19 protein-coding genes and 1 pseudogene are annotated in these 24,697 nt (G+C 38.3%); 4 read left to right on the top strand and 16 right to left on the bottom strand.

Going from position 1 to position 24,697, the window contains the following annotated elements:
* A pseudogene (locus VJ937_RS11695) lies at window positions 1-616 on the top strand (hypothetical protein); the annotation flags it as partial.
* Between the two features lie 62 nt (window positions 617-678).
* On the opposite strand, the gene tpx reads toward VJ937_RS11695, so the two are convergent.
* A complete protein-coding gene (gene tpx / locus VJ937_RS11690; RefSeq protein WP_057951342.1) occupies window positions 679-1,188 on the bottom strand; it encodes a thiol peroxidase in 510 nt (169 codons plus the stop codon).
* A 128-nt stretch (window positions 1,189-1,316) separates the two neighbouring features.
* Window positions 1,317-3,857, bottom strand: a complete 2,541-nt coding sequence (locus VJ937_RS11685; RefSeq protein WP_324067295.1) for an ATP-dependent Clp protease ATP-binding subunit — start codon at window positions 3,855-3,857, stop codon at window positions 1,317-1,319.
* A 163-nt stretch (window positions 3,858-4,020) separates the two neighbouring features.
* On the opposite strand from VJ937_RS11685, the gene gyrA reads away from it, so the two are divergent.
* The 3 genes from gyrA to VJ937_RS11670 all read left to right on the top strand — a co-directional run bounded on the left by gyrA (window position 4,021) and on the right by VJ937_RS11670 (window position 8,984).
* Entirely contained in the window at window positions 4,021-6,516 is a 2,496-nt protein-coding gene (gene gyrA / locus VJ937_RS11680; protein WP_324067293.1) for a DNA gyrase subunit A, read from the top strand.
* Between the two features lie 60 nt (window positions 6,517-6,576).
* Complete coding sequence (locus VJ937_RS11675) at window positions 6,577-7,746, top strand: tetratricopeptide repeat protein (protein ID WP_324067292.1); 1,170 nt, start codon at window positions 6,577-6,579, stop codon at window positions 7,744-7,746.
* A gap of 143 nt (window positions 7,747-7,889) precedes the next feature.
* Window positions 7,890-8,984 carry a lipid II:glycine glycyltransferase FemX gene (locus tag VJ937_RS11670; RefSeq protein WP_324067290.1) on the top strand — a complete coding sequence of 365 codons (1,095 nt, stop codon included), beginning with the start codon at window positions 7,890-7,892 and terminating at the stop codon, window positions 8,982-8,984.
* An 11-nt stretch (window positions 8,985-8,995) separates the two neighbouring features.
* On the opposite strand, the gene VJ937_RS11665 is transcribed toward VJ937_RS11670, so the two are convergent.
* The 14 genes from VJ937_RS11665 to VJ937_RS11600 all read right to left on the bottom strand — a co-directional run bounded on the left by VJ937_RS11665 (window position 8,996) and on the right by VJ937_RS11600 (window position 24,648).
* Window positions 8,996-10,165, bottom strand: a complete 1,170-nt coding sequence (locus tag VJ937_RS11665) for an adenylate kinase (protein ID WP_324067288.1) — start codon at window positions 10,163-10,165, stop codon at window positions 8,996-8,998.
* Window positions 10,166-10,235: 70 nt separating this feature from the next.
* Window positions 10,236-11,249, bottom strand: coding sequence for a quinone-dependent dihydroorotate dehydrogenase (locus tag VJ937_RS11660; protein ID WP_324067286.1), 1,014 nt, complete (start codon window positions 11,247-11,249; stop codon window positions 10,236-10,238).
* A 34-nt stretch (window positions 11,250-11,283) separates the two neighbouring features.
* Entirely contained in the window at window positions 11,284-11,718 is a 435-nt protein-coding gene (locus tag VJ937_RS11655; RefSeq protein WP_324067284.1) for a helix-turn-helix domain-containing protein, read from the bottom strand.
* 612 nt (window positions 11,719-12,330) lie between these two features.
* A complete protein-coding gene (locus VJ937_RS11650) occupies window positions 12,331-13,635 on the bottom strand; it encodes a hypothetical protein (RefSeq protein WP_324067282.1) in 1,305 nt (434 codons plus the stop codon).
* 203 nt (window positions 13,636-13,838) lie between these two features.
* A complete protein-coding gene (locus VJ937_RS11645; protein WP_324067280.1) occupies window positions 13,839-14,339 on the bottom strand; it encodes a DUF4252 domain-containing protein in 501 nt (166 codons plus the stop codon).
* Between the two features lie 24 nt (window positions 14,340-14,363).
* Window positions 14,364-14,804: a hypothetical protein gene (locus tag VJ937_RS11640; RefSeq protein ID WP_324067276.1), complete on the bottom strand. Its 441-nt coding sequence runs from the start codon at window positions 14,802-14,804 to the stop codon at window positions 14,364-14,366.
* Window positions 14,801-15,331 (bottom strand): RNA polymerase sigma factor, encoded by a 531-nt coding sequence (locus VJ937_RS11635; protein ID WP_324067273.1) that lies wholly within the window; start codon window positions 15,329-15,331, stop codon window positions 14,801-14,803. The genes VJ937_RS11640 and VJ937_RS11635 overlap by 4 nt, the downstream gene beginning before the upstream one ends.
* A 178-nt stretch (window positions 15,332-15,509) precedes the next feature.
* Window positions 15,510-16,748: a M48 family metallopeptidase gene (locus tag VJ937_RS11630; RefSeq protein ID WP_324067271.1), complete on the bottom strand. Its 1,239-nt coding sequence runs from the start codon at window positions 16,746-16,748 to the stop codon at window positions 15,510-15,512.
* A 7-nt stretch (window positions 16,749-16,755) separates the two neighbouring features.
* Window positions 16,756-17,697: a DUF6340 family protein gene (locus VJ937_RS11625; RefSeq protein WP_324067270.1), complete on the bottom strand. Its 942-nt coding sequence runs from the start codon at window positions 17,695-17,697 to the stop codon at window positions 16,756-16,758.
* Window positions 17,698-17,765: 68 nt separating this feature from the next.
* Window positions 17,766-19,811: a hypothetical protein gene (locus VJ937_RS11620; RefSeq protein WP_324067268.1), complete on the bottom strand. Its 2,046-nt coding sequence runs from the start codon at window positions 19,809-19,811 to the stop codon at window positions 17,766-17,768.
* Window positions 19,812-19,936: 125 nt separating this feature from the next.
* On the bottom strand, window positions 19,937-20,683 hold the full coding sequence (fabG, locus tag VJ937_RS11615) for a 3-oxoacyl-[acyl-carrier-protein] reductase (protein WP_324067266.1): 747 nt from the start codon (window positions 20,681-20,683) through the stop codon (window positions 19,937-19,939).
* Between the two features lie 97 nt (window positions 20,684-20,780).
* Window positions 20,781-21,548, bottom strand: coding sequence for a type I methionyl aminopeptidase (map, locus tag VJ937_RS11610; protein WP_324067264.1), 768 nt, complete (start codon window positions 21,546-21,548; stop codon window positions 20,781-20,783).
* A gap of 137 nt (window positions 21,549-21,685) precedes the next feature.
* Window positions 21,686-23,110, bottom strand: coding sequence for a chromosomal replication initiator protein DnaA (dnaA, locus tag VJ937_RS11605; protein WP_057951324.1), 1,425 nt, complete (start codon window positions 23,108-23,110; stop codon window positions 21,686-21,688).
* Window positions 23,111-23,406: 296 nt separating this feature from the next.
* Window positions 23,407-24,648 (bottom strand): MlaD family protein, encoded by a 1,242-nt coding sequence (locus VJ937_RS11600; RefSeq protein WP_324067262.1) that lies wholly within the window; start codon window positions 24,646-24,648, stop codon window positions 23,407-23,409.
* Window positions 24,649-24,697: the final 49 nt, after the last annotated feature.

Here is a 24,697-nt window from a genome sequence, read left to right as displayed (position 1 = left end):
GTTGGCACGTGAAAAAGCCCGCTCCGATAGTTTACTGAAAGCCCAGGAAGCGCAGCGGCGCAAAGACTCTATTGCAGAGGCCAAACGTGTAGCTGAAGCCCGTGAGGCAAAGCTGGCTGAGATTAAAAGTCGGCAGGACAGCATTCAAAAGGTAAAAGAAGCTGCAGAGCTGCGCAGAAAGCGGGAAGCTGAACAAAAACGTAAAGAAGAGAACGAACAAAGAAGACGCGAAGCAGCTGAGAGAGCTCGTAAAATGGCGCAACAAAAGGCTGAATCTCAAGGTAAACAGACCACCGAGGTCGATTTGCCTGAAGGTACACTCGCTGAACTGGAAAATATGGCCAAAAACACCAAATTATCTGATACAGAGCGTCAAAAGGCTATAAAAGCATACAAAAATAAACTTTCTGAAGTTTATACCCGGCAAAAGACAGTTAAAGAAATTGAGAAGCCACATAAAAAAATTACAAAAGTGTATATAAACGAAAATGGGTTGGTAAAAGTTTATATGAAAGTGAAACACGACTGGGGAGGTATTTTTTATTTCATCGAAGATGATGATCTGACTTATAGAAATATCAGTAAATCAATATATTTGACGGAGACCTCAAAATAATAGAAATAAAAAAAATGCTGATTTTCGAAAATCAGCATTTTTTTATAATACCGGATTAGCTATTATAGCTTTTTAGCCACTTCAATTGCCTTTTCATAGTCTGGCTCTTCTCCAATTTCATTTACGTATTCTACGTATTGTACTTTATCATCCTTGTCAACAATCACAACTCCTCTTGCAAGTAGCCTTAATTCGTCAATTAAGAAGCCATATTTTGACCCAAACTCAAGGTCTTTATGATCGGAGAGGGTTACCACCTGATCGATGCCTTCTGCGCCACAAAAACGCTTCTGAGCAAATGGTAAATCGTTCGATACTGATAAAATGACCGTATCATCCAGCTCAGCAGCTTTTTGGTTGAAAATCCGGTTTTGCGTGGCGCAAACCGGTGTGTCAATTGAGGGAAAAACTGAAATAATACGTGTTTTACCTTTGTAATCACTGAGTTTAACTGGTTTTAAATCATTATTGATAACGGTAAAATCAGGTGCTTTTTCCCCGACTTTTATCTCTTTGCCTACTAAAGTTACAGGATTTCCTCCAAAAGTTACTTTAACATCGTTTTTATCCATTGCTATTGTATTTTTAAATTATTATTTACATTTCCTGACAGTTGAAATGGGCTTTTGTTTTGAACAAGGCAAAAAAATACCGGATCATAAGAGTGATCCGGTATTTTATCTTCATTTTAAATTGTCGGTTAATTATTTTCTTTTTTGTTTTCCTCATTGTCTCCTGAGGGGTCCGCTTCATTGGAAGCTTTCTTTATTTTAAATTCAATTTTTTCTTCCTTTTTACTAAAAATTGCCTTTATGGTATCACCCGCACTAATGTCTGATTTCAATATAAGTTCAGCCATTTCATCTTCCAAATATTTTTGTATGGCTCTTTTTAGCGGACGAGCTCCATATTGCGTGTCAAATCCTTTGTCGGCAATAAACTCTTTTGCTGGTGCCGAAAGTTCTAATTTATAGCCAAGTTCTTCGGTTCGTATATACAATCCTTTAAGCTCAATATCAATTATCTTGTTAATAGCGGCTTTATCCAAAGAATTGAACATCACCACATCGTCGAGGCGGTTAATGAACTCAGGCGCAAATGCATTTTTTAAAGCCTTTTGAATGATGCCCTTGGCACGATCATCGACACTTTTAACAGTGGCTGAGGTGGCAAAACCAACACCCTGTCCGAATTCTCTCAACTCGCGCGAGCCAATGTTCGAAGTCATGATGATGATGGTGTTCCTAAAATCGACTCTACGTCCAAAACTATCTGTCAAACGCCCTTCATCAAGCACCTGAAGCAAAATATGGAAAACATCAGGGTGGGCTTTTTCGATTTCATCGAGCAACACAACTGAATAGGGCTTGCGGCGCACTTTCTCGGTAAGCTGCCCGCCTTCTTCATAGCCTACATATCCCGGAGGTGCTCCAACAAGTCGTGAAACTGCAAATTTCTCCATGTACTCACTCATATCAACACGCAACAGGGCATCTTGTGAGTCAAAAAGGTACTCGGCCAGCACCTTGGCCAATTGTGTTTTACCCACACCGGTAGGTCCAAGGAAAATAAATGTACCAATCGGTTTATTGGGGTCTTTAAGTCCGGCGCGATTCCTTTGAATTGCTTTCACAATTTTTTCAATGGCCTGTTCCTGTCCAATAACGTTTTCACGTATCTCTTCGCCCATTTTCAACAAGCGGTTACCTTCGGTTTGGGCAATACGCTGAACAGGTACACCTGTCATCATGGCAATTACTTCTGCCACATTTTCTTCTGTCACTGTTTCACGATGCTTCACAAGCTCCTGTTCCCAGTTTTCTTTTTCTTTTTCGAGCTCATCGTTCTTTTTACGCTCTGTATCTCTAAGTGCAGCAGCTTGTTCAAAGTTTTGTTCATGTACCTTTTGGATCTTTTCGTCGTGGATTTTTTCAATCTCTTTTTCCAGTTCCAAAATCCGTTCCGGCACGTTAATGTTGGAAATGTGCACGCGCGATCCACTTTCATCCAGTGCATCAATGGCTTTATCCGGCAAGTAGCGGTCGCTAATATAACGCATTGATAACTTTATACATGCATCAAGTGCCTCCTCTGTATAATTCACATTATGATGCTCTTCATAACGATCCTTTATGCGGTGCAGAATCTCCATGGTCTCTTCCTGCGAAGTTGCTTCGACCATAACTTTCTGGAAGCGACGCTCCAGCGCACCATCTTTCTCAATATGCTGGCGATATTCATCCAGGGTTGTGGCGCCTATACATTGTATTTCGCCACGTGCAAGTGCTGGCTTAAGCATATTCGCTGCATCAAGCGATCCTGTTGCGCCTCCTGCGCCTACAATGGTATGAATTTCATCAATAAAGAGAATAATATTGTCATTTTTAGACAGCTCATTAAGAATGGCTTTTATGCGTTCTTCAAATTGGCCGCGATATTTTGTTCCGGCTACAATAGAAGCCAGATCAAGTGTCATAATTCTTTTGTCGAATAAAACGCGAGAAACCTGGCGTTTTACAATACGGGCAGCCATGCCTTCTACAATAGCTGATTTTCCAACTCCTGGTTCACCAATCAGCACCGGATTATTTTTTTTGCGCCGGCTCAAAATTTGTGCAAGTCGCTCAATTTCAGTTTCACGCCCTACAATCGGATCGAGCCGTTTCTCTTCTGCAGCCTTGGTAAGGTCTACACCGAAATTATCGAGTACCGGCGTGTCAGAGTCTGATTTTGAAGTCGATGATTGAAAATCACCGGGTTCGTCCATCTCTTCGTCTCCATAGCCGGAATCGCTTCTGGCCTGGGGACTGTATTTTAGATAATTCTCTTTAAAATGATCATAATCTACCTGCATTTCTCTTAGTGTCATGGCGGTTAAGGAGTTTTCTTCTTTTAAAATAGCCATCATCAGGTGCTGGGTATCGACCTCTTCACTCTCAAGCGACCGGGCTTCGAGGTAAATAAGCTTCAAGACCCGTTCTGCAGGCCTGAGTAGTGGCAAATTATTTTTTTCAGCAATGTCGGTCACTTTGTCTTGCCTGATTTGTTCTTCAATGGTTTGTCGCAGTTCGAAGAGTTTTATGCCCATTGAAATAAGCACGTCAACGGCCGGCCCTTCACCTTCCCGCAAAATTCCGAGGAAGAGATGTTCTACGCTAATAGATTCATTTCCAAGGCGTATGGCTTCTTCCCGGCTGTATGATAAAACTTCGTGTAATCTTTCAGAAAATTGTGCATTCATAAGCGTTTTGCTTTTCTTTTGAATATGTAAATTTAATATTCTTGTTTCAAAAAACAGACCATTATTTATGAACATGTAACTGTTGATAAAGTTCGGTCTAAAACGATAGGATATACCACCATTATTTGTATTTTTGAATGCTAATTTTCAAAATGTAAAATGAATGGCTGAAGGAGAGAAAATTCACAAGATTAACATCGAAGAGGAGATGAAATCTGCCTACATTGATTATTCAATGTCGGTGATTGTAGCCCGGGCCTTACCGGATGTTAGAGACGGTTTAAAACCCGTACACCGCAGGGTGCTGTTCGGTATGCATGAACTGGGTGTAACTTATAATAAAGCTTATAAAAAATCAGCACGTATTGTGGGAGAGGTGTTGGGTAAGTATCACCCGCACGGCGATTCCTCTGTCTATCTCACAATGGTCAGAATGGCACAGCCCTGGTCCATGCGCTATAAACTTGTCGATGGTCAGGGTAATTTTGGGTCTGTTGATGGTGACAGCCCTGCGGCCCTTCGTTATACTGAAGCCAGATTGCAGCGTATTTCTGACCTTACATTGGCAGATATTGAAAAAAATACAGTCGATTTTCAATTGAATTTCGACGATACGCTGAAAGAGCCAACAGTGCTGCCCACAAGGCTGCCAACCTTATTGGTAAACGGAACTTCAGGTATTGCTGTAGGTATGGCCACCAATATACCGCCGCATAATCTCAGCAATGTAATTGATGCTTGTGTTGAATACATCGATGAACCGGAAGTGGATATTGAAACTTTAATTGAACATGTTAAAGCTCCAGATTTTCCTACAGGAGGTACTATTTACGGGTATTCCGGTGTAAAAGAAGCCTACCGTACCGGTAAAGGAAGAGTAGTTATCAGGGCCAAGTCCGAGATTGAAACCGACAATTCAGGTAAAGAGCGTATTATCGTAACCGAAATTCCATATATGGTGAACAAAGCCGAGATGATCATGAAAACGGCTGAGTTGATCAATGAAAAAAAACTGGAAGGTGTTTCTAATATTAACGATGAATCGGATCGTAATGGTATGCGTATCGTTTATGATATAAAACGGGATGCCATAGCTAATGTCGTTCTTAATAAGCTATACAAATATACACAGCTACAATCCACATTTAGTGTCAACAGCATTGCCCTTGTTAAAGGAAGACCGAAGCTTCTAAATCTAAAGGAGATCATCCATGAGTTTATTGAACATCGCCACGAGGTAGTTACAAGGCGTACCCAATATGAACTCGATCAGGCCGAAAAAAGAGCCCACATCCTTGAAGGATTAATCATTGCAAGTGATAATATTGATGAAGTTGTTCAGCTAATCAAGACTTCATCGAACAGAGAAGAAGCTCGTAACCGTTTAATGGAACGGTTTGAATTATCTGATGCGCAGTCTCGTGCCATTGTTGATATGCGATTGGGACAGCTGACTGGTCTGGAGCAGGATAAACTGCGCGATGAATATAATGAACTGCTTGAGAAAATAGAGTGGTACAAAAAGGTATTGGCCGACCGGGAGATTAGAATGGGTATTGTGAAGGATGAATTGGTTGAGGTTAAAGAGCACTATGGTGATGAACGCCGCACAGAAATAGTAATGAATGCGGAAGAGTTCAACCCGGAAGATTTTTATGCCGACGAAGACGTGGTTATTACCATTTCACATATGGGTTACATCAAGCGCACTGTACTTACGGAATTTAAAACGCAGGGCAGAGGTGGAACCGGAGCGCGTGGTTCGTCAACCCGTGATGCCGATTTTGTGGAGCATATGTATGTGGCATCAATGCACAATACCATGCTTTTCTTCACAGAAAAAGGCAAATGTTTCTGGCTTAAAGTTTACGAAATACCTGAAGGCACCCGTACTTCCAAGGGAAGAGCAATGCAGAATATGCTGAACATAGAGCCTGACGACAGGGTAAAAGCCTATATTCACATACAGGATCTTAAAGATGAAGAATATCTTAAATCACACTATATTGTCTTAGCCACTAAGAAAGGTATAGTCAAGAAAACATTGCTTGAAGCTTATTCGCGGCCAAGAACCAACGGTATTGTGGCTGTAAATATAAGAGAAGGAGACGAGCTTCTGGAAGCTAAACTTACCAATGGCGAGCACGATATTCTTATGGGTGTGAGGTCAGGCAAAGCGATAAGATTCCCTGAAAAGGACGTGCGCACGGTCGGAAGAAATGCTGCAGGTGTACGTGGAATATCAATTTCAGGCAATGATGAAGTGATTGGCATGATTACTGTTGAAAATGAATCAGAAGATATACTTGTTGTATCAGAAAAAGGATACGGCAAACGTTCTTTAATTCAGGATTATCGCATCATCAGAAGAGGTGGTAAAGGGGTAAAAACCATGAATATCACCGATAAAACAGGTGATTTAATTGCTTTAAAAGGGGTTACGAACCAGGATGACATCATGATCATTACCCGTAAAGGATTAACCATCAGGTTATCGGTTGAAGAAATGCGCGTATTGGGAAGAGCCACACAAGGAGTGAGGCTAATCAACCTCAAAAAAGATGACCATATAGCTGCGATAGCTTATGCCGAAAGTAACGGGGACGATGAGATAGAAGATGCACAGGTTGATGATGATAATTCAACAGAAGAACAGTAAAAATATTTGATAATCGCATAAAATCGCATATTTTTGAACTGTACAAAAAAATACACCAACATGAAAAGAATCGTTTTAATTGTTTTATTAATAAGCGGGTTCACTTATACACAAGCTCAACGTTCGAAGGTTGTCAGCGCGTATAATTACGCCAAGCCCAAGTATAATGAACTCGAGAAGGCGATGAAAGCCATTGACGAAGCAAAAGACCATCCTAAAACACTGGATGATCCTAAAACATGGTATTACCGTGGAATGATTTATCAAAAGATTTATCAGGATACTTCATTAACTGATTTACATGAAGCGCCACTGGTGGAAGCCATGAAGTCGTTTAAAAAATCACTGGAACTCGATGACCGGGGCAGATATGAGGATGACGTGTTGAATTTATTCAACATTGCACTTCAACAAGCACTCAACCAGGGGATTAGACAACTCAGGGCAGAACATCCCCAAAAAGCCTTCAATACCTTTAAGCAACTAATTGAATCGGCTAAGTTGGAGAAAACCTTCAATATTGAAGATATTGACAAAGGTATTTATTTCTACACCGGTATTGCTGCACAACAGTCAGAAAACATTGAGAAGGCCAATGAAATGTTCAGCAAGAGCATTGAAATGGGGCACGAAGTTTCAAGATGTTACCTGTTAATCGCCCAAAATTATAAAGATCAGAAAGATACTGTACAATATGTACAAACACTCAAGACTGGGCTGGAAAAAGCAGAAGACAATAAAAATATTATGCTTTTGTTGGTGGATTATTACACCAAATCGGGTAAGCTCGAAGCAGCATTGAAATACATGAAGAAAGCCATTGAGGCTGACCCGGAAAATGTAACCCTTTATTTTGCTATGGGTAATGTTCACAGTGAAATGGGTAATCCAGAAAAGGCTCAGGAAGCTTATGACAAAGCCATGAAAATTGATCCCGATAATGTGGATGTAATGTACAACATGGCCAGATTGTTTTACAACAAAGCAGCAGAATTAAGGAACCAGGCCAACGATCTTCCTTTGGAAAAAGAGAAGGAGTATAAACAACTGCTTAAAGATGCTGAAAAAGAGTTTATGCGTGCAGCAAAATATTTTGAACGTGCACATGAACTTGCTCCAAAAGATAAACAAGTATTGAAAAACCTTAAAACCATTTATATGCAATTACGTGGTAAGGAGGGTTATACAGAAAAACTTGAAGAGGTGAAAAAGAAATTAGAATCACTTTAAATACTATAGAAGGGAGAAGACAAAAGGTTTTCTCCCTTTCTTTTTATATATTCTATTTAACATAATATAAATTATAGGACATTCATTGATTTGGAATTTAAATAAGAGAATATTAGATTCGCGGCCGAAAATTTAATGGAATTATGGATTTAAAGGTAGTTACAAAACATCCGTTGGAAATTTCGGAAAACTATATTCCCCAACAAACAACTTTTTGGGCCAATTTCAAGCAAAGAAATGGCTGGAATGTTCAGGCATTTAATCTCGAGCTATCGGAATCAGATAGTTTAATTACCTATGCCGATATGCTCATACTCACGCAGCGGATTGCACCGGATGCTACAATGGCCTATATACCTTACATTCCTTTTGAAATTCCGGAAAGCTATCATTACGGTGATGTGCTGGAGCAAATTACAGAAAGCATTAAGGTTTATTTGCCCAAAAATTGTCTGTTTCTGAGATTCGATGTTTCCTGGGAATCACCATGGGTTTATGAGCCCGAAAGATTCGATGAAAATGGCAATTGGCTTGGTAACCCTGCGCCACACGTACGTGAACTGCGCATGAACTTCGGTACCCGGACACATGCATTGCGCAAAGCCGGTACCGATGTGCTGCCAAGCAACACACTATTTGTTGACCTGAATAAAAGACCGGAAAGTATTTTGCAGAAAATGAAATCAAAAACGCGCTATAACGTGCGACTTTCAGAGCGCAAGGGTGTTAGTGTGCGGAGAGCCGATAAAACAGCGCTTCCCACCTGGTATCGCTTATACCGCGAAACAACTTTACGTAACCACATTCATTACGATGATTATCAGTTTTTTGAAGCGCTTTGGGAAGCCCAAAAAAAAGATCCCGAAACAAAACTTGAATTACTGCTGGCCGAAAAAGATAAAGAGCCACTAGCCGGTATGATTCTGACAATGAACAATGGGCGTGCCACCTATCTATATGGCGCCTCTTCATCCAATAACCGCCACTTGATGGGACCATACAGACTTCAGTGGGAAGCCATGCTCACAGCACAGCAATCTGGTTGCGAAACCTACGACATGTTTGGAGTATCCCCTTCCGATGACCCAACCCACCCTATGTATGGACTATATCGATTTAAAAAAGGATTCGGTGGTCACCTTTTCCATCGCCAGGGCTGCTGGGACTATGTTTTTAATGAACGCGAATATCAATTATTCCGTACCGAAGAGCAACAAATGCAAGGATATCACAATTAACAATGCATACCTTAAAGTGTCTGTTGAACCACTTTGTCGATTTCATTTTTTAAGCGCTCCTGTACGTTATCTTCACTGCCAATTCCATCAATTACATGAAGCAGATGTTTTTTATCGTAAAACTCCTTGGCTTTTAATGTTCGTTGCTCATACTCTTCCAGACGAGAAATGATGGTCTCAATTTGCATATCATATGGCCGTCGGCGCTCTGTTTTACTCCTGTCAACAAGTCGTTTTACGGCCTCTGTAGCCGTAATTTTAAGTTCGAACACAGAAGTAACTGTAGAGCCCACCTTATGCAACATACCATCCAGAATATAGGCCTGTACCATGGTACGCGGAAAACCCTTAAAAATAAAACCATTGGCTTTATGATGCTCCTCCATTTTACGTTCAATCAATTTAATGGCATACTCATCGGGTACAATGGCGCCTTTTTCCATATAGGGTTTGGCCAGTTTTCCAATATCGGTATTATCTCTGATCTCTTGACGTAGAATTTTGCCTGTTGAGATATAGTGCAGGTTATATTGCTCAGCTACCTTTTTGGCCTGAGTTCCTTTCCCGGCACCTGGGTATCCAAACAAAATAATATTAACCCAACGGTCCTCTAATGAGCGCTTAATAGCATCATCAAGGCGCTGAAAAACATCATCAACCGATCCCCTGCCTTCAATACCATAATATATGTGTTTATCTTTGTAAAATGATGCTACAGGGATGGTTTTTTGATCATATTCCCTTAAACGATTTTGTATAACCTCCTCATTGTCATCTTTTCGGCCCGAAACCTTTCCGCGTTCACGTAACCGCTTTACTAGTTCATCTTTAGGTACTTCAAGGCTCAACATACAGGTAAGCCTTGTATTCATTTTAAATAGCATACCCTCGAGAATATAGGCCTGTACAATAGTTCTGGGAAATCCATCAAACAAAAATCCATTGGCATATGGATTTCTTTTAATTTTTTGTTCTATAATTTGCACAATAATCTCATCGGAAGCCAGGCCTCCTTTTTCAATAACTGTCTTAGCTTTTAAACCGAGTTCAGTGCCTTCAGCGATCTCTTCGCGTAAAATATCTCCGGTTGATATGTAGGTTAGGTTGTATTTTTCGATCAGCATTTTTGATTGCGTTCCTTTTCCTGCACCAGGAGGACCAAATAGAGCTATGTTCAGCATAAATGTTGTTTTTATTTAATTCTACACTTATTTTGCAATATACGATATATTTTTTTAGTCATAAAAAATATTACAACTGTAAACACCGCTTAATTAAACCTATGCCTTGATAGATAAACCCCGTATACAACTGTAACATATCGGCTCCGGCATCAAGTTTAGCCCTGGCCTGGGCTTCATTTACAATACCACCTGAACCAATAACAGGATAATCGTTACCCAACTCTTTTTTAACTAAAGCTATGATTTGTGTAGACCGCTCTGATATGGGTAAACCACTTAAACCACCATTACCAATTTGATTTATGCGTGCTTTAGTTGCGCTTAATCCTGTACGTCCGATACTTGTATTTGTAGCAATAATGCCATCCACACTATGATCGGCAACCAATTGTAAAGTATCCATTAGCTGATGATCATTTAAATCCGGTGATACTTTAAGCAACACGGGCTTGTGAATAACCATTTGGTTTCGTCGCTCCATAATTGCTTTAAGAATGGTATCAAGTTCTTTGCGATCCTGTAATTTATCCAGATCACTGATATTGGGGCAACTGACATTAATTACCAGGTAATCAACCAGGTTGTAAAGTTCGATAAATACCCGGAGGTAATCTTTTAATGCCTGTTCATTTGGTGTAGCAGTATTTTTCCCCAGGTTGCCGCCCACAATATAATCTTTAGGACGATTTTTTAGCCGCTCCCGGATGATATCCAAACCATCATTATTAAAACCCATACGGTTAATTAAAGCCTGGTCATCGGGCAATCTGAAAAGTCTCGGACGTGGATTACCCGGCTGTCCAAGTGGCGTAACAGTTCCTATTTCGGCAAAACCAAAGCCCAGTGACTTCCATATCGGAAGTAATTCTGCATTTTTATCTAAACCCGCAGCTACACCAACACGATTGCGGAATGTAAGTCCCATTATATTAACCGGATCTTCCACAGGTTGCATAAAAGATTCAAGCATAGCAGGGCCAAAAGGGATTGATTGTAAAAATTTAAGTGCCTGGAAAGTTAACCAGTGCGCATTTTCGGGATTAAATTGGAAAAGAAGTGGGCGAATTATAGATGTATACATTTGTAAACAAATAACTTTTGGGCAAAAATAAGAATTATTTTGCGTTTTTGCTATGCATTATCTCAAATGTATCATCTTCATATATCAGAATTATTTGCTTCACGGTCTTATTTGTTACTAAGGGAGGTTTTAATGCGCTGTGCTGCTCACTTTTTTCCGTATTGGATCTGTAATTGGCAGGAGCTTCACTCTCCACTCCGGAAAACAGGTCTTTTTCTTGCTGGGTATGTGTAATATCGGAATTTATAGCGTGCTGTTTTAGCATTGGATTGCTACCATTTAATATCCATTCGGCATTATAACGCGGAAATTGTGTTAAAAGCTTTTGAATAAAACCAATACTTGGCTTGTTTCTTCCGCTATAAATATGCGATAATCCGGAACGTTGAATTCCTAGTTTTTCAGCGAATTGGCTGGCTGTATAACCTTCGTTCTGTTGAATTTGAGTTATTCGTTCTGTTAGTGACATCTGTAAACAGGCTATATGTTATTATTGTAACTTTATTGTGTTTTACAAATGTAATCAATTCTCTATTTCAAAACAAAAATAAATTCACTCCAATATTAGGCTGTAATAAAACTTTTAGTAAACAATATAACAAACTAATATACAATACGTTAGATAAATATTTCTTATTGGCTTAACAGTGTTTTGTCATCTTGTCATCTTTGCTCAGATTTATTGTGGTTTTCAAGTTCAGTTAAAACTTATAAATAACTCATATTGAGATAAATATCGAAGTGTTAAATATGCTTAACATTAATAGAAAGGGCGAAAATATCCAATTCAAAGATGATAATTTGCTATTATACATTTAATAAATAAGTACTTTCCATATACCGAACGTTAAAAGGTTTCTCTATCCTATCCAAAATTTTTTCTTGTTTTGATTAATTGACAGCTATAAATTAAATGCTTTGTTGTCCCCCCTTGCTCTCAGCTTTGCTATATTATCCAAAGTAAAGCAGTACCCATTATACCCTGGAAACAACAATTATTTTTGTTTTTACACAGACTTATTGGATAAACATACCTTTTTCCTGCTAAATATCCTGGTTGACTTATTTTAAAATAGACAGGCTAATAGATAACCTCATATAAATCGAGCTTGCCAAATCCTCCATCCCGGTCTGAAGAAAAGTATGCTTTGTTAATTGCTTTGTAGAACTTATACGTGATATCATTACCACTTGAATTAACTGGCGCTTTAAGTGGGATTGCTGGTCCCCATTCGTTATTTTCCTGAAGCTGACTTTTATAAATATCATATTTGCCTTTTCCACCGGGTTTATCCGAAGAAAAATATAATGTATAGCCATCAGCACTTAAATAGGGATAATGTTCGTTATTTGCAGTATTTATATTCGAATTAAGTTTAACCGGCTCCTTCCATTCACCCTCGCTTTTCTTTACTGTTTGATACAGGTCATATTGCCTGGTTTTACGATCCTGAAGCACGATAATCATGCGGTCACCTTTACCGGAAAGGGCTGCATAGGCATTATCTTTCGACCGGTTAATTTTACGCGAAAGCTTTTGGGGTTCATCCCAGTTCTGTCCTTTTTTCTCTATAGACCAGATATTATTTTCATATACAACGGTTGCCATGTCAAAATCAAGTGTAAAAGAGGTAATCTGCTGGTGCCAGTTGGGATCAAGGACTAATGCCTTATCGTAAGAAATATCAATAAGGGGTTTGGGTTCCTGATATTCGTTGTTTTCGTATTGTGTGACATATGGTTTCCTGATATACTCGTTAAAAACATAGTCAAACGTACTGGCTGATGTGTAAAACAACTTATCATCATACAATAAGGGCGACAGGTCGTCGTTTTCGGAATTAACCACAGGACCTAAATTAATCACTTCAACCCCTTTACTTGAGGCTTGTGCCCGTTTGTTCTTAATTTCAGCCAGCCGTTGTTTTTCCTTTCGGCATGCTTCGATATATCGTTTAACACTCACCCTGATAACACCTTCCTCGGGCGGAATGGCACTATATTGATTAAATGACCTTATGGCCTTGTCATATTGTAAATTATCCTGGTATGCTTGCCCCAGATAATTAAACAAATCGGCAACGGTGTCTTGCATTACGTGCCTTGCAGTTTCAAAATATGGTATACTTGCACTCCTGTTGTTTAACTCATGAAAATACAACATGGCCAACTCGTAATTAAATACAAAGTCATCGGGCTTGGCTTTCACCAGCTTTTTATACAAATCACGGGCATCTTCAAAATGCCCTGTTGCATAACGGTTTCTTGCTTTATTATATAGTTTATCAAGATCCTGCGTTTGTCCGCAAAGCAATGTGTTTGTAAAAAGAATAATTGTAATAATGAATAAACTTTTCATGGTTACATGATCAATGAGATTCGACACCCTTTAATAGATTTACTTAATATATTTGTAAAAAATAAAAGTAACCAATTTTCATACACAATGCTAATTTTTTTCACATCCCGGATAGATTTTAAGTTCAAAATTGTTGAACTTATGAGATTATGTACTTTGAGAGAAGCTAAAACAAAGAAGTGCAGAAACATTTCTGCTTCTGCACTTTATATGGCTTGTTTAAAGTTTGTTTATTCTTCTATCTCCTCAAGGTTTTCCATGCCCTGAACATTCATTGTTTTCGATATTTTGGCAATATCAGCCAGGTTAATGTCGCCTGTAATCTGAATGACGCTGGCATCATCCTCTGCAACAAGGGTTAGCTCAATAATTTTTTCGCCGGATTTTTTCATATAAAAAACCACCTTGTCGTACTTCTCTTCTACCCGCATAAACTCTTTGTAAACAGAATTATCGAAAAAGCTCCATAATTCTTTCATCAGCGCTTTTTTTGCCTGATGATTGCCACACTCTTCGGCGCTAAAAACGCGGATACCTTCTATTCCTTTAGCTACATCGGCTTCCTCTTTGTCTTCGGCATATTCAGCAGCTAGCTGAAAAAGCGCACCATTGATGGTAACTGTGGTATAATTACCTTCTCCAATATGCTTATCAAAAATAGCTTTTATGCTCTGCGCATCTGCATTTACAACTGTCATAAATAGCAGGATAATAATGGTTAAGTTTTTCATAATTAATGTTTTAAGGATTAATAATTAATGTTTTAGTGGAATTCTTTTAACGCGTTCCAGTTTTTCTAACCCATCGATTGGTTTTGCAAGAGGCTCGAAATAATTGGTTGTGTTCATCATTTTATCAATTGGTGATAATTTATCGATATTTTGATTCATATAATACGAAACTTTGTATAGTGCTGCAGTGGCTTGTTGGTATTGTAATTCGAGTTCTTGCTGCTTATGATGTGTCGTTTTAATGATTAGAAATGAAATCATTAAAGCCAAAACTGCTGCGCTGACTGTAATAATCCAGCTCATTCTTCTAATATTGCCTTGTTTGGTTTTTGCCCTGTTCCATAGCAACTCAAATTTGTCATCAGCTAAAGTATTTTTTTGCTTTAGCTGAATGCTTTGTTCCAAAAATTCATCAAAATCCATGTTTTCTGGTATGTTGCTTTTATGTAAATCAGTTTTACTCATTTTTCTGTTTTTTTGAGTGTATTTGGTGTATCGATCCGGTTAATTATATTAAACTGTTTTCGTAGGTGTTTTTTGGTCCGGCTTAGTATCGTTCTGACATTAGCGATTGGGGTATGAACGGTTTTGCTTATCTCTTCGAATGATATTCCTTCGACTTCTCTCATGTGAAAAACCGTTTGGTTTAATTCTGGCAGCTGCTCCAGAAACCGATCAATCCAGGCTACCTGGTCACTGATTTCAACCGCATTTTTATCCATGTCCATGAAATCTTCATAAATTCCGGGTTGTTCATATTTTCGATTATGCTTTTTAACCATATCCAGGCATCTGTTTCTTGTGACACGCATTAAATAGCCTCTTATATCTGAGGTAATTTGTATTTCAGTTTTTTGGTGCCAACACTTTACGAAAACATCTTGCAGCGCATCTTCAGCATCTGCTTCACTTTTGAGGATGCTTAAGGCCAGGCGATACATCGCATCTTTATTATCGTAAAGTGTTTTTTTCAACACCTTTTCTTTGATCATGCCTTTCTGTGGTTATAATTCATCTATTCGACGAATGAATGTAGGTTTTATGACAATGAAATTACATTTTTATTCATAAAAAACACATCAATAGTACAAAATGCTCATTGTGAGCCATGTATATTTACATAGAAATAGCTATTTGAAACAATAATCCTGTTAAAAAAATTTAGCGGGTTTACGATTGATCTTTTAAAGATTCAAGGTATTTGATTCGTTCATTTACAGGTGGATGACTGTAATGCATAAAAACAAAGGCAGGGTGCGGATTAATATTAGAAAGGTTTTTATCGGTTAGTTTTAACAGTGCCCCGATCAAAGCCCTGGCCTTTCCAAGTTTTGCAGCAAATGCATCGGCCTGGTATTCGGCTTTTCTGCTAAAATAGGAAGTAACCAGCCCAATTAGTATGGAGGCTGGTGTAAATAAAAATCCAAAGACCAATAGTCCCATATGGAAGGATGGTTTTACTGCTCCTATGGCTTTATAAATGGCATCATAACCTGTTATAAAATCGAATAGTAGCAAGATTGCACCTGTTTGGAGAACACCGGTTATAAAATTGCGTGTGACGTGTTTTTTCTTATAATGCCCAATCTCATGAGCCAACACCGCCACAATTTCTTCATTTGATAAATCATTAATGAGGGTATCGTAAAGTACGATCCGCTTTTTGGGACCAATGCCCGTAAAATAGGCATTTGATTTTGTAGATCTTTTAGAACCATCGATTACATAAATGTTGTCTAATTTAAAGCCAGCCTTGTCTGCGACTTCTTCAATTGCGGCTCTTAATTCGCCTTCTTCCAATGGGCGCTGCTTATTAAATAAGGGTACTATTAAATTGGAGTAAAACATGGTCATGAATAACGAAAATGAAGTGATCACGGCCCAGGCTATCCACCAAAAATGATCATTGAGGTTGTAATAAATCCATGTTACGATTGCCAGTATGCCTCCGCCCAGAAGTATACTTACGGCCATGCCTTTTATTTTGTCGAGCATAAATACTACCGGGGTTTGCCTGTTAAAATCAAACCGTTTCTCAATATAAAATGTATTGTATACTTCCCAGGGCAAGGCCAGTATTGAACCACCTACTCCAATTACTCCAAAAAAGGCCAGTGTTATCAGAATTTCATTATCAAAATAACTACGAATCCAATAGTCTATTTGCCCAAAACCGTTAAATATAAGTAGCGACAAAATTATAATGAGCGAAACCAGACTACTGAAAAAACCGGTTCGGTAATTTGCCAGGTGATATAAGTGCATTTTTTTTCGCTGCATATAACTAAATATGCGGCTCAAATAGGGTGATACAGGCTTAAGTTCATGCTTTAAATTAAGATAGTCAACTAATTCATTAACAGTGTATTCTAAAATAAGAATTACGATTACAATGTACAATATCGTCATATACTTTTTACTCCTCCAAAAGCTGTTTAATTTCTTCTTTTCTCTCTTGTAATGTCTTAAGATATTTCACTGCCAATTCATTTTTTCGTTCGGCTGCTTGCGATGCATATTCCATTGCCTGGTCAATATCCCCATTTAGCTCATGATACACAGCCAGGTTTAACAAGGCATTTTCAACTAAAGACCGATTGCCTGATTGGCTGTATTGCTTCCAGATTTTTGCTGCTTTTTCGTAATCACCATTATCCATAAAATAAGCTGCCCGCTGGAAATCATTATTGCCACTACGGTAATAATAGCGGGTTGTAAGTTTCCAGTGCGGCACCAATTGATGTGCAAACTCCACTCCCGTTTTTCTGATGATATATTTTATGACCTCATTAAACCGAACAAGGTCTGCAAGTTTATCAAAGGACCGTTTATACCCTTCAGCCCAAACAGTATCCTGATAGGTGAAAGGTGTCATTGCACCATTGCTGATTACCGTCCATTCTATTTTGTACGGTACCCTCACTGCAGCGTAATAAGCCCCGCGACTATTAACATATATGGGTTCAGTTTCAACCTCGGAGACCACATCAACATTTTTCAACAAAATGCCACTGTTTTCCGGTGCCTTATACCTTCCTAAAGAATCAATTTGCTGCAACTTCACTACTTCAGTTGCCTGCATTTCGTTACCAACAGCTTTGATTAATTCTACACTAACCAGGCTGTCTATCCTGAATTTATCATATTTTACAAGGTTTTCAAAATCTGTTTTTTGCTTCTTGTTGAATTTTAAAAACTGATTTTGTAGCCTTATATCCTCCAATTGTACCAGGGTTGGTGACTGGGCCGGTTTCAAAACCTCAAGCTCAACCTTGCCAACTGTTGCACAACTGCTTAATAGCACAACAGACAATATAAAAATTGCTGTTTTAGTCCATATGTTGTGTGAAAATTTCATAATTATTTAATTACAAACAATTTGCCAAATTAATACAATTATTTCATGGTTCCATATTGGATACATTTTTATATCCGGCCCTTAAATTTACGAATTATCCATTCAGAAACCACTAATAAAACGATTATCCATAGCAAAATATTTTGCTCTATCAGATCAGTTAAACGAATTTCGGTTTTACGAATTTGCGGAGCTTGCTTTTCATTCAGCAAAAGCGCGGTAAGTGTTTCGATATCATTATGATCAAAATACCTGTGCTCACCAACCATATTTATTAGCAATTGCCGGTTCAGGGTCATACTACTTCGTTCAATATTGTTTTGTCCAACCATAAAAGAACCTGTATCGGAAAAAGTTCTTTTTTCCGTCTCAATTACAGCCTCAAATTGATAGGCACCAGGAGGCAATACCCCTGGCCGGGCCTCAAATCGCTTTTCTTTTGGTATAAACGTATATCTAAATCTATTATTGGCAGAGTCTATAATTTCAATATGCCCAGGTAAACTATTGTCTGGCTCATAATTTTCGTTGTACCAGGTTGCTTCTATATCAATTGGCTGAGTTGCATTATAAAAATTCTCGTGCTTAATGATCAGCCGTTTTCTGGGCTCATTAAGCGAAAGGAATTTAACTGTTTTGTAAACGAGATCTTCAAGGCTTTGATGGCTGGCCGTTTGCCGATACAAATACATACTCCATTTCCAAAGGCCCGTACCTGCCAGTACAGAAAAACGATAAGGCTGATCAGTAAAAATCCACGCAGGACGTTCAGTTTCTACACCATGCAGGTTTTGCATAAAAAGCTCCACCCCCCTGTTAAGCTTATAATCTCCAAAGGCAACATTTAACGGCGGTAAAAATGCAATATTACGCTGAAGTAAAGATTCAACCCTGAACCATGAAAAAGCTTTATTATAACGTGCCGAAACTTCTTCAAACTCACCGTTAAAACCGGTTATATCCAGGGCATTTTGACCCTGATTAAAGGTAGAAAAATCGCTTTGTGGGCCAAGTATAAGCCAATATGGAATCTTTTTCTCGACCACTTGAGCAAACCAACGATCTTCAGAAAAATTCCCGGAGGGTACCTGATGAAGTAAAACCATGTTATAATCTGTAAGCTTTCCATTAAACTGGTTGGCTTGTTTCAATACCGGCTCAAAACGATTCGAATTTTCAAGGGCTTTTCTGATTACACCAATATCGGGATGCACAGCATGGTATATCAATAGTACTTTCTGCCGCTGTTTTTTCACACTCATATAAAGCGTTCGGTAGTTTTGCTGACCGAGCTTTATTTTATATTGCTGCAAACCTGTATTTTTCGGGGAAAAATACAAATTAATCTTCTGGCGCTTATGACCCTTTTTAAATGTCAGTTCTTTTGTAGATAAAACCTGGCCATTTTTTTGTATAGATAGCTCAATAGCAGTATCTTTTGCGACTCCACTTGAACGCAAATCCACCTCTACCGGTGTGCGCTCATTCAAGTACGCCACTGGATTATGGTATATCTGATGCAGATATACTTCACTTCTGGCCAAACTATCGCCAACCCCTATGGTATAGATGGGAAACGGGAGATTTTGACTTACGAAAACCGGATTTTCACCTTGATTATAATTACCATCTGTAATGAGTAAAGTCGCAGCAATTGGCTCGTTAATGGATTGATTGATTTGCTGCAAGGCATAGCCCAGGTCAGTTCCTTTACCTGAAAAGTCCCAATGCTTACCCTGTTTGATATCCTGAGCAAATGTATAAGATTTGATGTCGTAATGTCCTGAAAGTGTTCTTCGGCCAACCTCCCATAGGGAGTCAACTCTCTTTAACCTGGCAGAATCATTTAAATATCTCATCGACTGAGAGTTATCTTTCAGGATAGCCAGTATAGGTTTTTGCGACTCTGTTTTAAGTTGCCTTATACCCGGATTGAAAAGCAGTAAAAACAATAATGTAAGCACAAGCACTCTAAAGCAAAATAGTGACCATGCAACAGGTTTGCCTGTGCTGTTTTTTTTCCATGGCCATGGATATAGCAGCCTGGAAATCACAATAGCCATGACCAGTGACAGGATTATACTTAAAAAAAGGTAGGCTACGGTGGTATACATATGAGTGAAATCAGCTGTTAAATTTGAATTTCAGGTAATGGTTCCCATCTACCTGGTTATATAGGTAAAGTGCTCCTGTAATTACCCGAATGTAACTTCAGGAGCAACTTTCAGTATTAATTAAATCAGGTATTCATCGCACCACAAACATTTATAACCTGTCCACTTACGTATGATGAAAGATCTGAAGCCAAAAATAATGCTGTTTCAGCCACTTCTTTGGGCTCTCCACCGCGCTTAAGCGGTATTTGTTCACTCCAACTTTTTACTACATCTTCACCCAACTTGCCGGTCATCTCAGTAATAATAAAACCGGGAGCAATGGCATTGCATCTAATATTTCTTGAACCCAGCTCTTTGGCAATTGATTTTGTAAAACCAATAATTCCCGATTTTGATGCACTGTAATTTGATTGACCAGCATTTCCTGAAACACCCACTACAGAACTCATATTAACAATTGAGCCATGGCGCTGTTTAAGCATGGTGCGCTGCACAGCTTTTGTCATATTGAAAACAGACTTTAGGTTTACTGTCAATACAGCATCCCAATCGGCTTCTGTCATGCGCATTAACAAGTTATCCTTTGTAATTCCGGCATTATTTATCAGGGCATCAATTGAGCCAAAATCTTTTACTACCTGTGATGCCAACTCATTACAACTTTCAAAATTACTGGCATCAGAAGCATACATTTTACATTTTACGCCTTTTTCATTAAGCTCTTTTTCAAGTGCTTCCGCATTCTCATCGTATTTGAGATCGGTTCCTGCTATATTGGCACCATGCTCTGCAAATACCAAAGCAATTGCCCGGCCTATTCCTCTTGAGGCTCCTGTTACAATGGCTGTTTTTCCTTCAAGTAGTTTCATATTTATTTGTTTTAATGATCTATTTCTTTTAAGAATTTATTATAAAGCATTGATTAACTAATAAATGCGTATATTTATATAAAGTAAAATTCGGCTTCTAATATTCGTTGTGTAAGTCCGTTAAGACTTCATAACCATCTTCAGTGACCAGTATTGTATGTTCATATTGTGCAGATAGCTGCTCGTCAATGGTTCTTGCTGTCCACCCGTCGGCGTTGTCTACACTAACTTTAGGTTTTCCGGCATTAATCATTGGTTCAATTGTAAACACCATTCCGGGTTTCATTTTAGCACCGGAGTTTTTGCGTGCAATATGCTCTACTTGCGGTTCTTCATGAAATTCTAACCCAACACCATGTCCGCAAAATTCGTACACAACACTGTATCCCTTGCTTTTGGCATACCTATTAATCATAAACCCGATATTTCCGAATCGGTTTCCGGGTTTAACCTGTTGAATACCCAGATCCAGGCAATGCTTTGTAACGTCAAGTAAGCGTGCGGTTTCATCATCTATTGGTCCTACCTCGAACATGCGGCTGGTATCGCCGTAAAAACCATCTAAAATGGTAGTTACATCGATATTTATTACATCTCCATTTTTTAATATTTGGTCATCGGTAGGTATTCCGTGACATACCACATTATTGGGTGATATGCAGGTGGCTTTAGGAAAACCATGATAGTTTAGCGGCGCCGGCGTGGCACCATGCGCTCTTATATAATCTTCGATTTTTTTATCCAGATATCCGGTAGAAACACCTGGTTCTACATAGGGCTCAATATAATCCAGACAACTAGCGGCCAACCTGCTGCTTTTGCGTATCCCCTCTATTTGTTCCGGTGTTTTGATAATAATTGACATGTAAACTTTTTTTTAAAGTTACAAAATTGATGATTTAAGTCAGTTTTTCAAAATAAAAATACCGAAAAGCGCATGCAGACTGAAATAAAAAATCCTTCCCAGGTAAGGAAGGATTGCTATGTAGATGTTTTAATCACTTAGTTTTCCAGCATTTTATCAATGTCTGTTACAAATGATTTAAACCTTTTATCAGTGTCCAATAAGTTTTTAACCGTTTTACATGCGTGCAATACAGTAGCATGATCTTTTCCACCAATACGCGCCCCTATGGTAGACAAAGATGATTTTGTTTTGCTTTTGGCAAAATACATCGCTATTTGTCTGGCTTGTACAATTTCGCGCTTTCTGGTTTTTGATTTAAGCTGATCGACCGGCATACTGAAATAATCGCATACTGTTTGCTGAATCACATCCAGAGTAATCTCTTTGCGGGTATTACTGACCAATTTATCAATAAGGTCCTTCGCCAAATCAATGGTAATTTCTTTTCTATTGAGTGTACTCTGAGCCATGAGTGATACCAAAGCGCCTTCTAATTCACGCACATTGGTATTAATATGATTGGCTATGTAGTCTATAATTTCATCCTGTAGCTCAATACCATCTTTATAGGCCATTTTTTGAAGGATGGTCTTCCGGGTTTCAAAATCCGGCACCTGTAAATCGGCGCTCAGCCCCCACTTAAAGCGTGATAGCAAGCGTTGCTCTAAACCTTCAAGTTCAACCGGTGGTTTGTCTGAAGTTAGAATAAGTTGCTTACCTGATTGGTGCAGGTGGTTGAAAATATGAAAAAATACATCTTGTGTTTTCTGTTTTGCGGCCAAATGCTGAACGTCATCAATAATCAGCACATCGATCATCTGGTAAAAATGGACAAAATCGTTGCGCTCATTGCTGCGGGTAGCATCGGCATATTGGCGTTCAAATTTATTGGCTTCGACATACAACACTGTTTTTTCCGGAAACCTTTCCTTTACCTGTATTCCTATTGCGTGCGCCAGGTGAGTTTTTCCCAAACCTGAGGCTCCGTATATAAAAAGAGGATTGAAGGCAGTTTTACCCGGATTTTGAGCTATGGCAAATCCCGCTGAGCGGGCCAGTCTGTTGCACTCACCTTCGATAAAATTCTGAAAATTATAATCACTATTAAGTTGCGGGTCGATATTAAGCTTTTGAATACCAGGTATTACAAAAGGATTTTTAATATTATTGGTACTATTAGATCCCATAGGCATGGATACGGGACGGTTAGTAAGGTCAGATTTATTTTGCGTTGGTATTTTTACAGCATATGGCTTTGAGTTGTGTGTATTATTATGCACAATAATGCTGTACTCTAATTTGGCATCTGCTCCGATAACCTTAAAAAGGGTTTTTCGAAGAATATCAATAAAATGTTCCTCAAGGTACTCATAGAAAAATGATGTTGGTACTTCTATCGTGAGTACTTTATCGGATAACTTAATTGGCCTTATCGGACTGAACCAAGTTTGGAAACTTCTCTCAGGTATGTTATCGCGAATAATTGACAGACAATGATCCCATGCTTCTTTGTGATCCATAGCGAGCTAATTCCTAACAATTTATATTAATGATGATTTTTTTTATTGCGAATACTAAATTGGTGAAAAAAAACATTAAAAAAAAATAAAATTTCGCTTGTATTTTTCATTTTTTTGATATTCGTTTTAAAATCAACCGCTTGTAAAAGTAATTTTTTTTTGCTTTATAACTACCTGATTTTAAAAATATTACAGCAATTGGAATTTTAAACTGTTGAGTGTTAACCGGATTAACGATATGTTAAAATAATGTTAAGGGAAAATTAACAGGTAAAAATACCTATATGGAAATAAAATTAATCTACATAGGTAAATTGACCCTTGTTAATGTAAATAATGCGCGCTTTGGGATAGTTTTTTCTTACCTTTTTCAGAAAACGTTTTGCTTTACGCTTTTTCTCATAATTACCAACAGTATATAAGTAGGTATCTTTTACAACGCGTTGTTTAACATTGTCAATTTTATCATAATATTCAAGGGAAACAGGCGAAGGCGATTCATCAATTAAAACATGATAGTTTCCATCGTTTTTCTTCGCACGCTTTTCCATTTTATCGTCATCGAGTACATACATTGTGCGACCAAGATCAAACGCTGAAAAGTGTAAGTACCTTTTAGGATTTACGCGCAAATCTTCGGCAAGCAATCCTATATCTTCGGTACTCTCATTAAGAGCATTATAGAGCGAATCGTTATAGATAAGTTTGCCCAGAGTGCCCTCCTGAGTCTGTATTTTATTCAATACACTATTAATGGCTAAAATTGTTGAGTCTGCCTCTGCCACAGTTCCATTAAAATCTACACGTTTTAGCGAGTCTGTTAGTACCTCCAGGTTTGCCATAAGGTCTGTAATATTTTCATTATTCTCGCTAAAATTATTGGTTATAGATTCCAAATTAACCAATAGCCGGTGAATGCGTTGCTTTTCATTTAAAAGTAAAGTATCTACACTGGCAGTGCTGGAACGCAGGTTTTTAGATGTGTAATTCAATTCTTCTATAATCTGTTTTAAATTTTGCCTGGTACGCTCATTAAAAATTAAGTTGATAATATTTATTGCATTCTCCATTTCGCGCAACAAATCCTCTGCTTTGTTTTTTAATGGTAGCATTTCAATACTAACCTGTTCCTTCAGGCTCTCTTCGGTTTCAGCAATTAAGGTGTCTCCTGCGGTTAGCAGACTGTCTTTATCTGAGAATACAAGATCAATGGCTTTGGTACCCATTAAATCCTGACTAAAAATACGGGCTATGGACTTTTGGGGAATGTGGATATCTTTTTTGACGACAAATTCCACAATCAGATTGCCTTTTTTAACGTTATGAAAACTAATTTCGCGCACCTGACCCACATTATAACCGTTAAGCAGAACAGGACTGGATTTGGTTAACCCTTCTATCCTATTATAGACCACATAATAAGTATCTTCCTCAATAAAATAATTTTTGCCTTTAAGATAATTTAGCCCGAAAACAAAAACTAAAATGGTAATAGCTGCCAGAAGTCCAATTAATATGTATTTATATTTATTATTCATCACTTAGTACTTTCATTGCACGTTATGTAAAGATCAACAATATACAATT

The organism is Salinivirga sp. (genome assembly GCF_035268865.1).
In the GTDB taxonomy this organism is placed as follows: Bacteria; Bacteroidota; Bacteroidia; order Bacteroidales; family Salinivirgaceae; genus Salinivirga.
The sequence above is the reverse complement of the archived record's forward strand: the minus strand, read 5'-3'. Positions and strand labels throughout refer to the sequence as shown.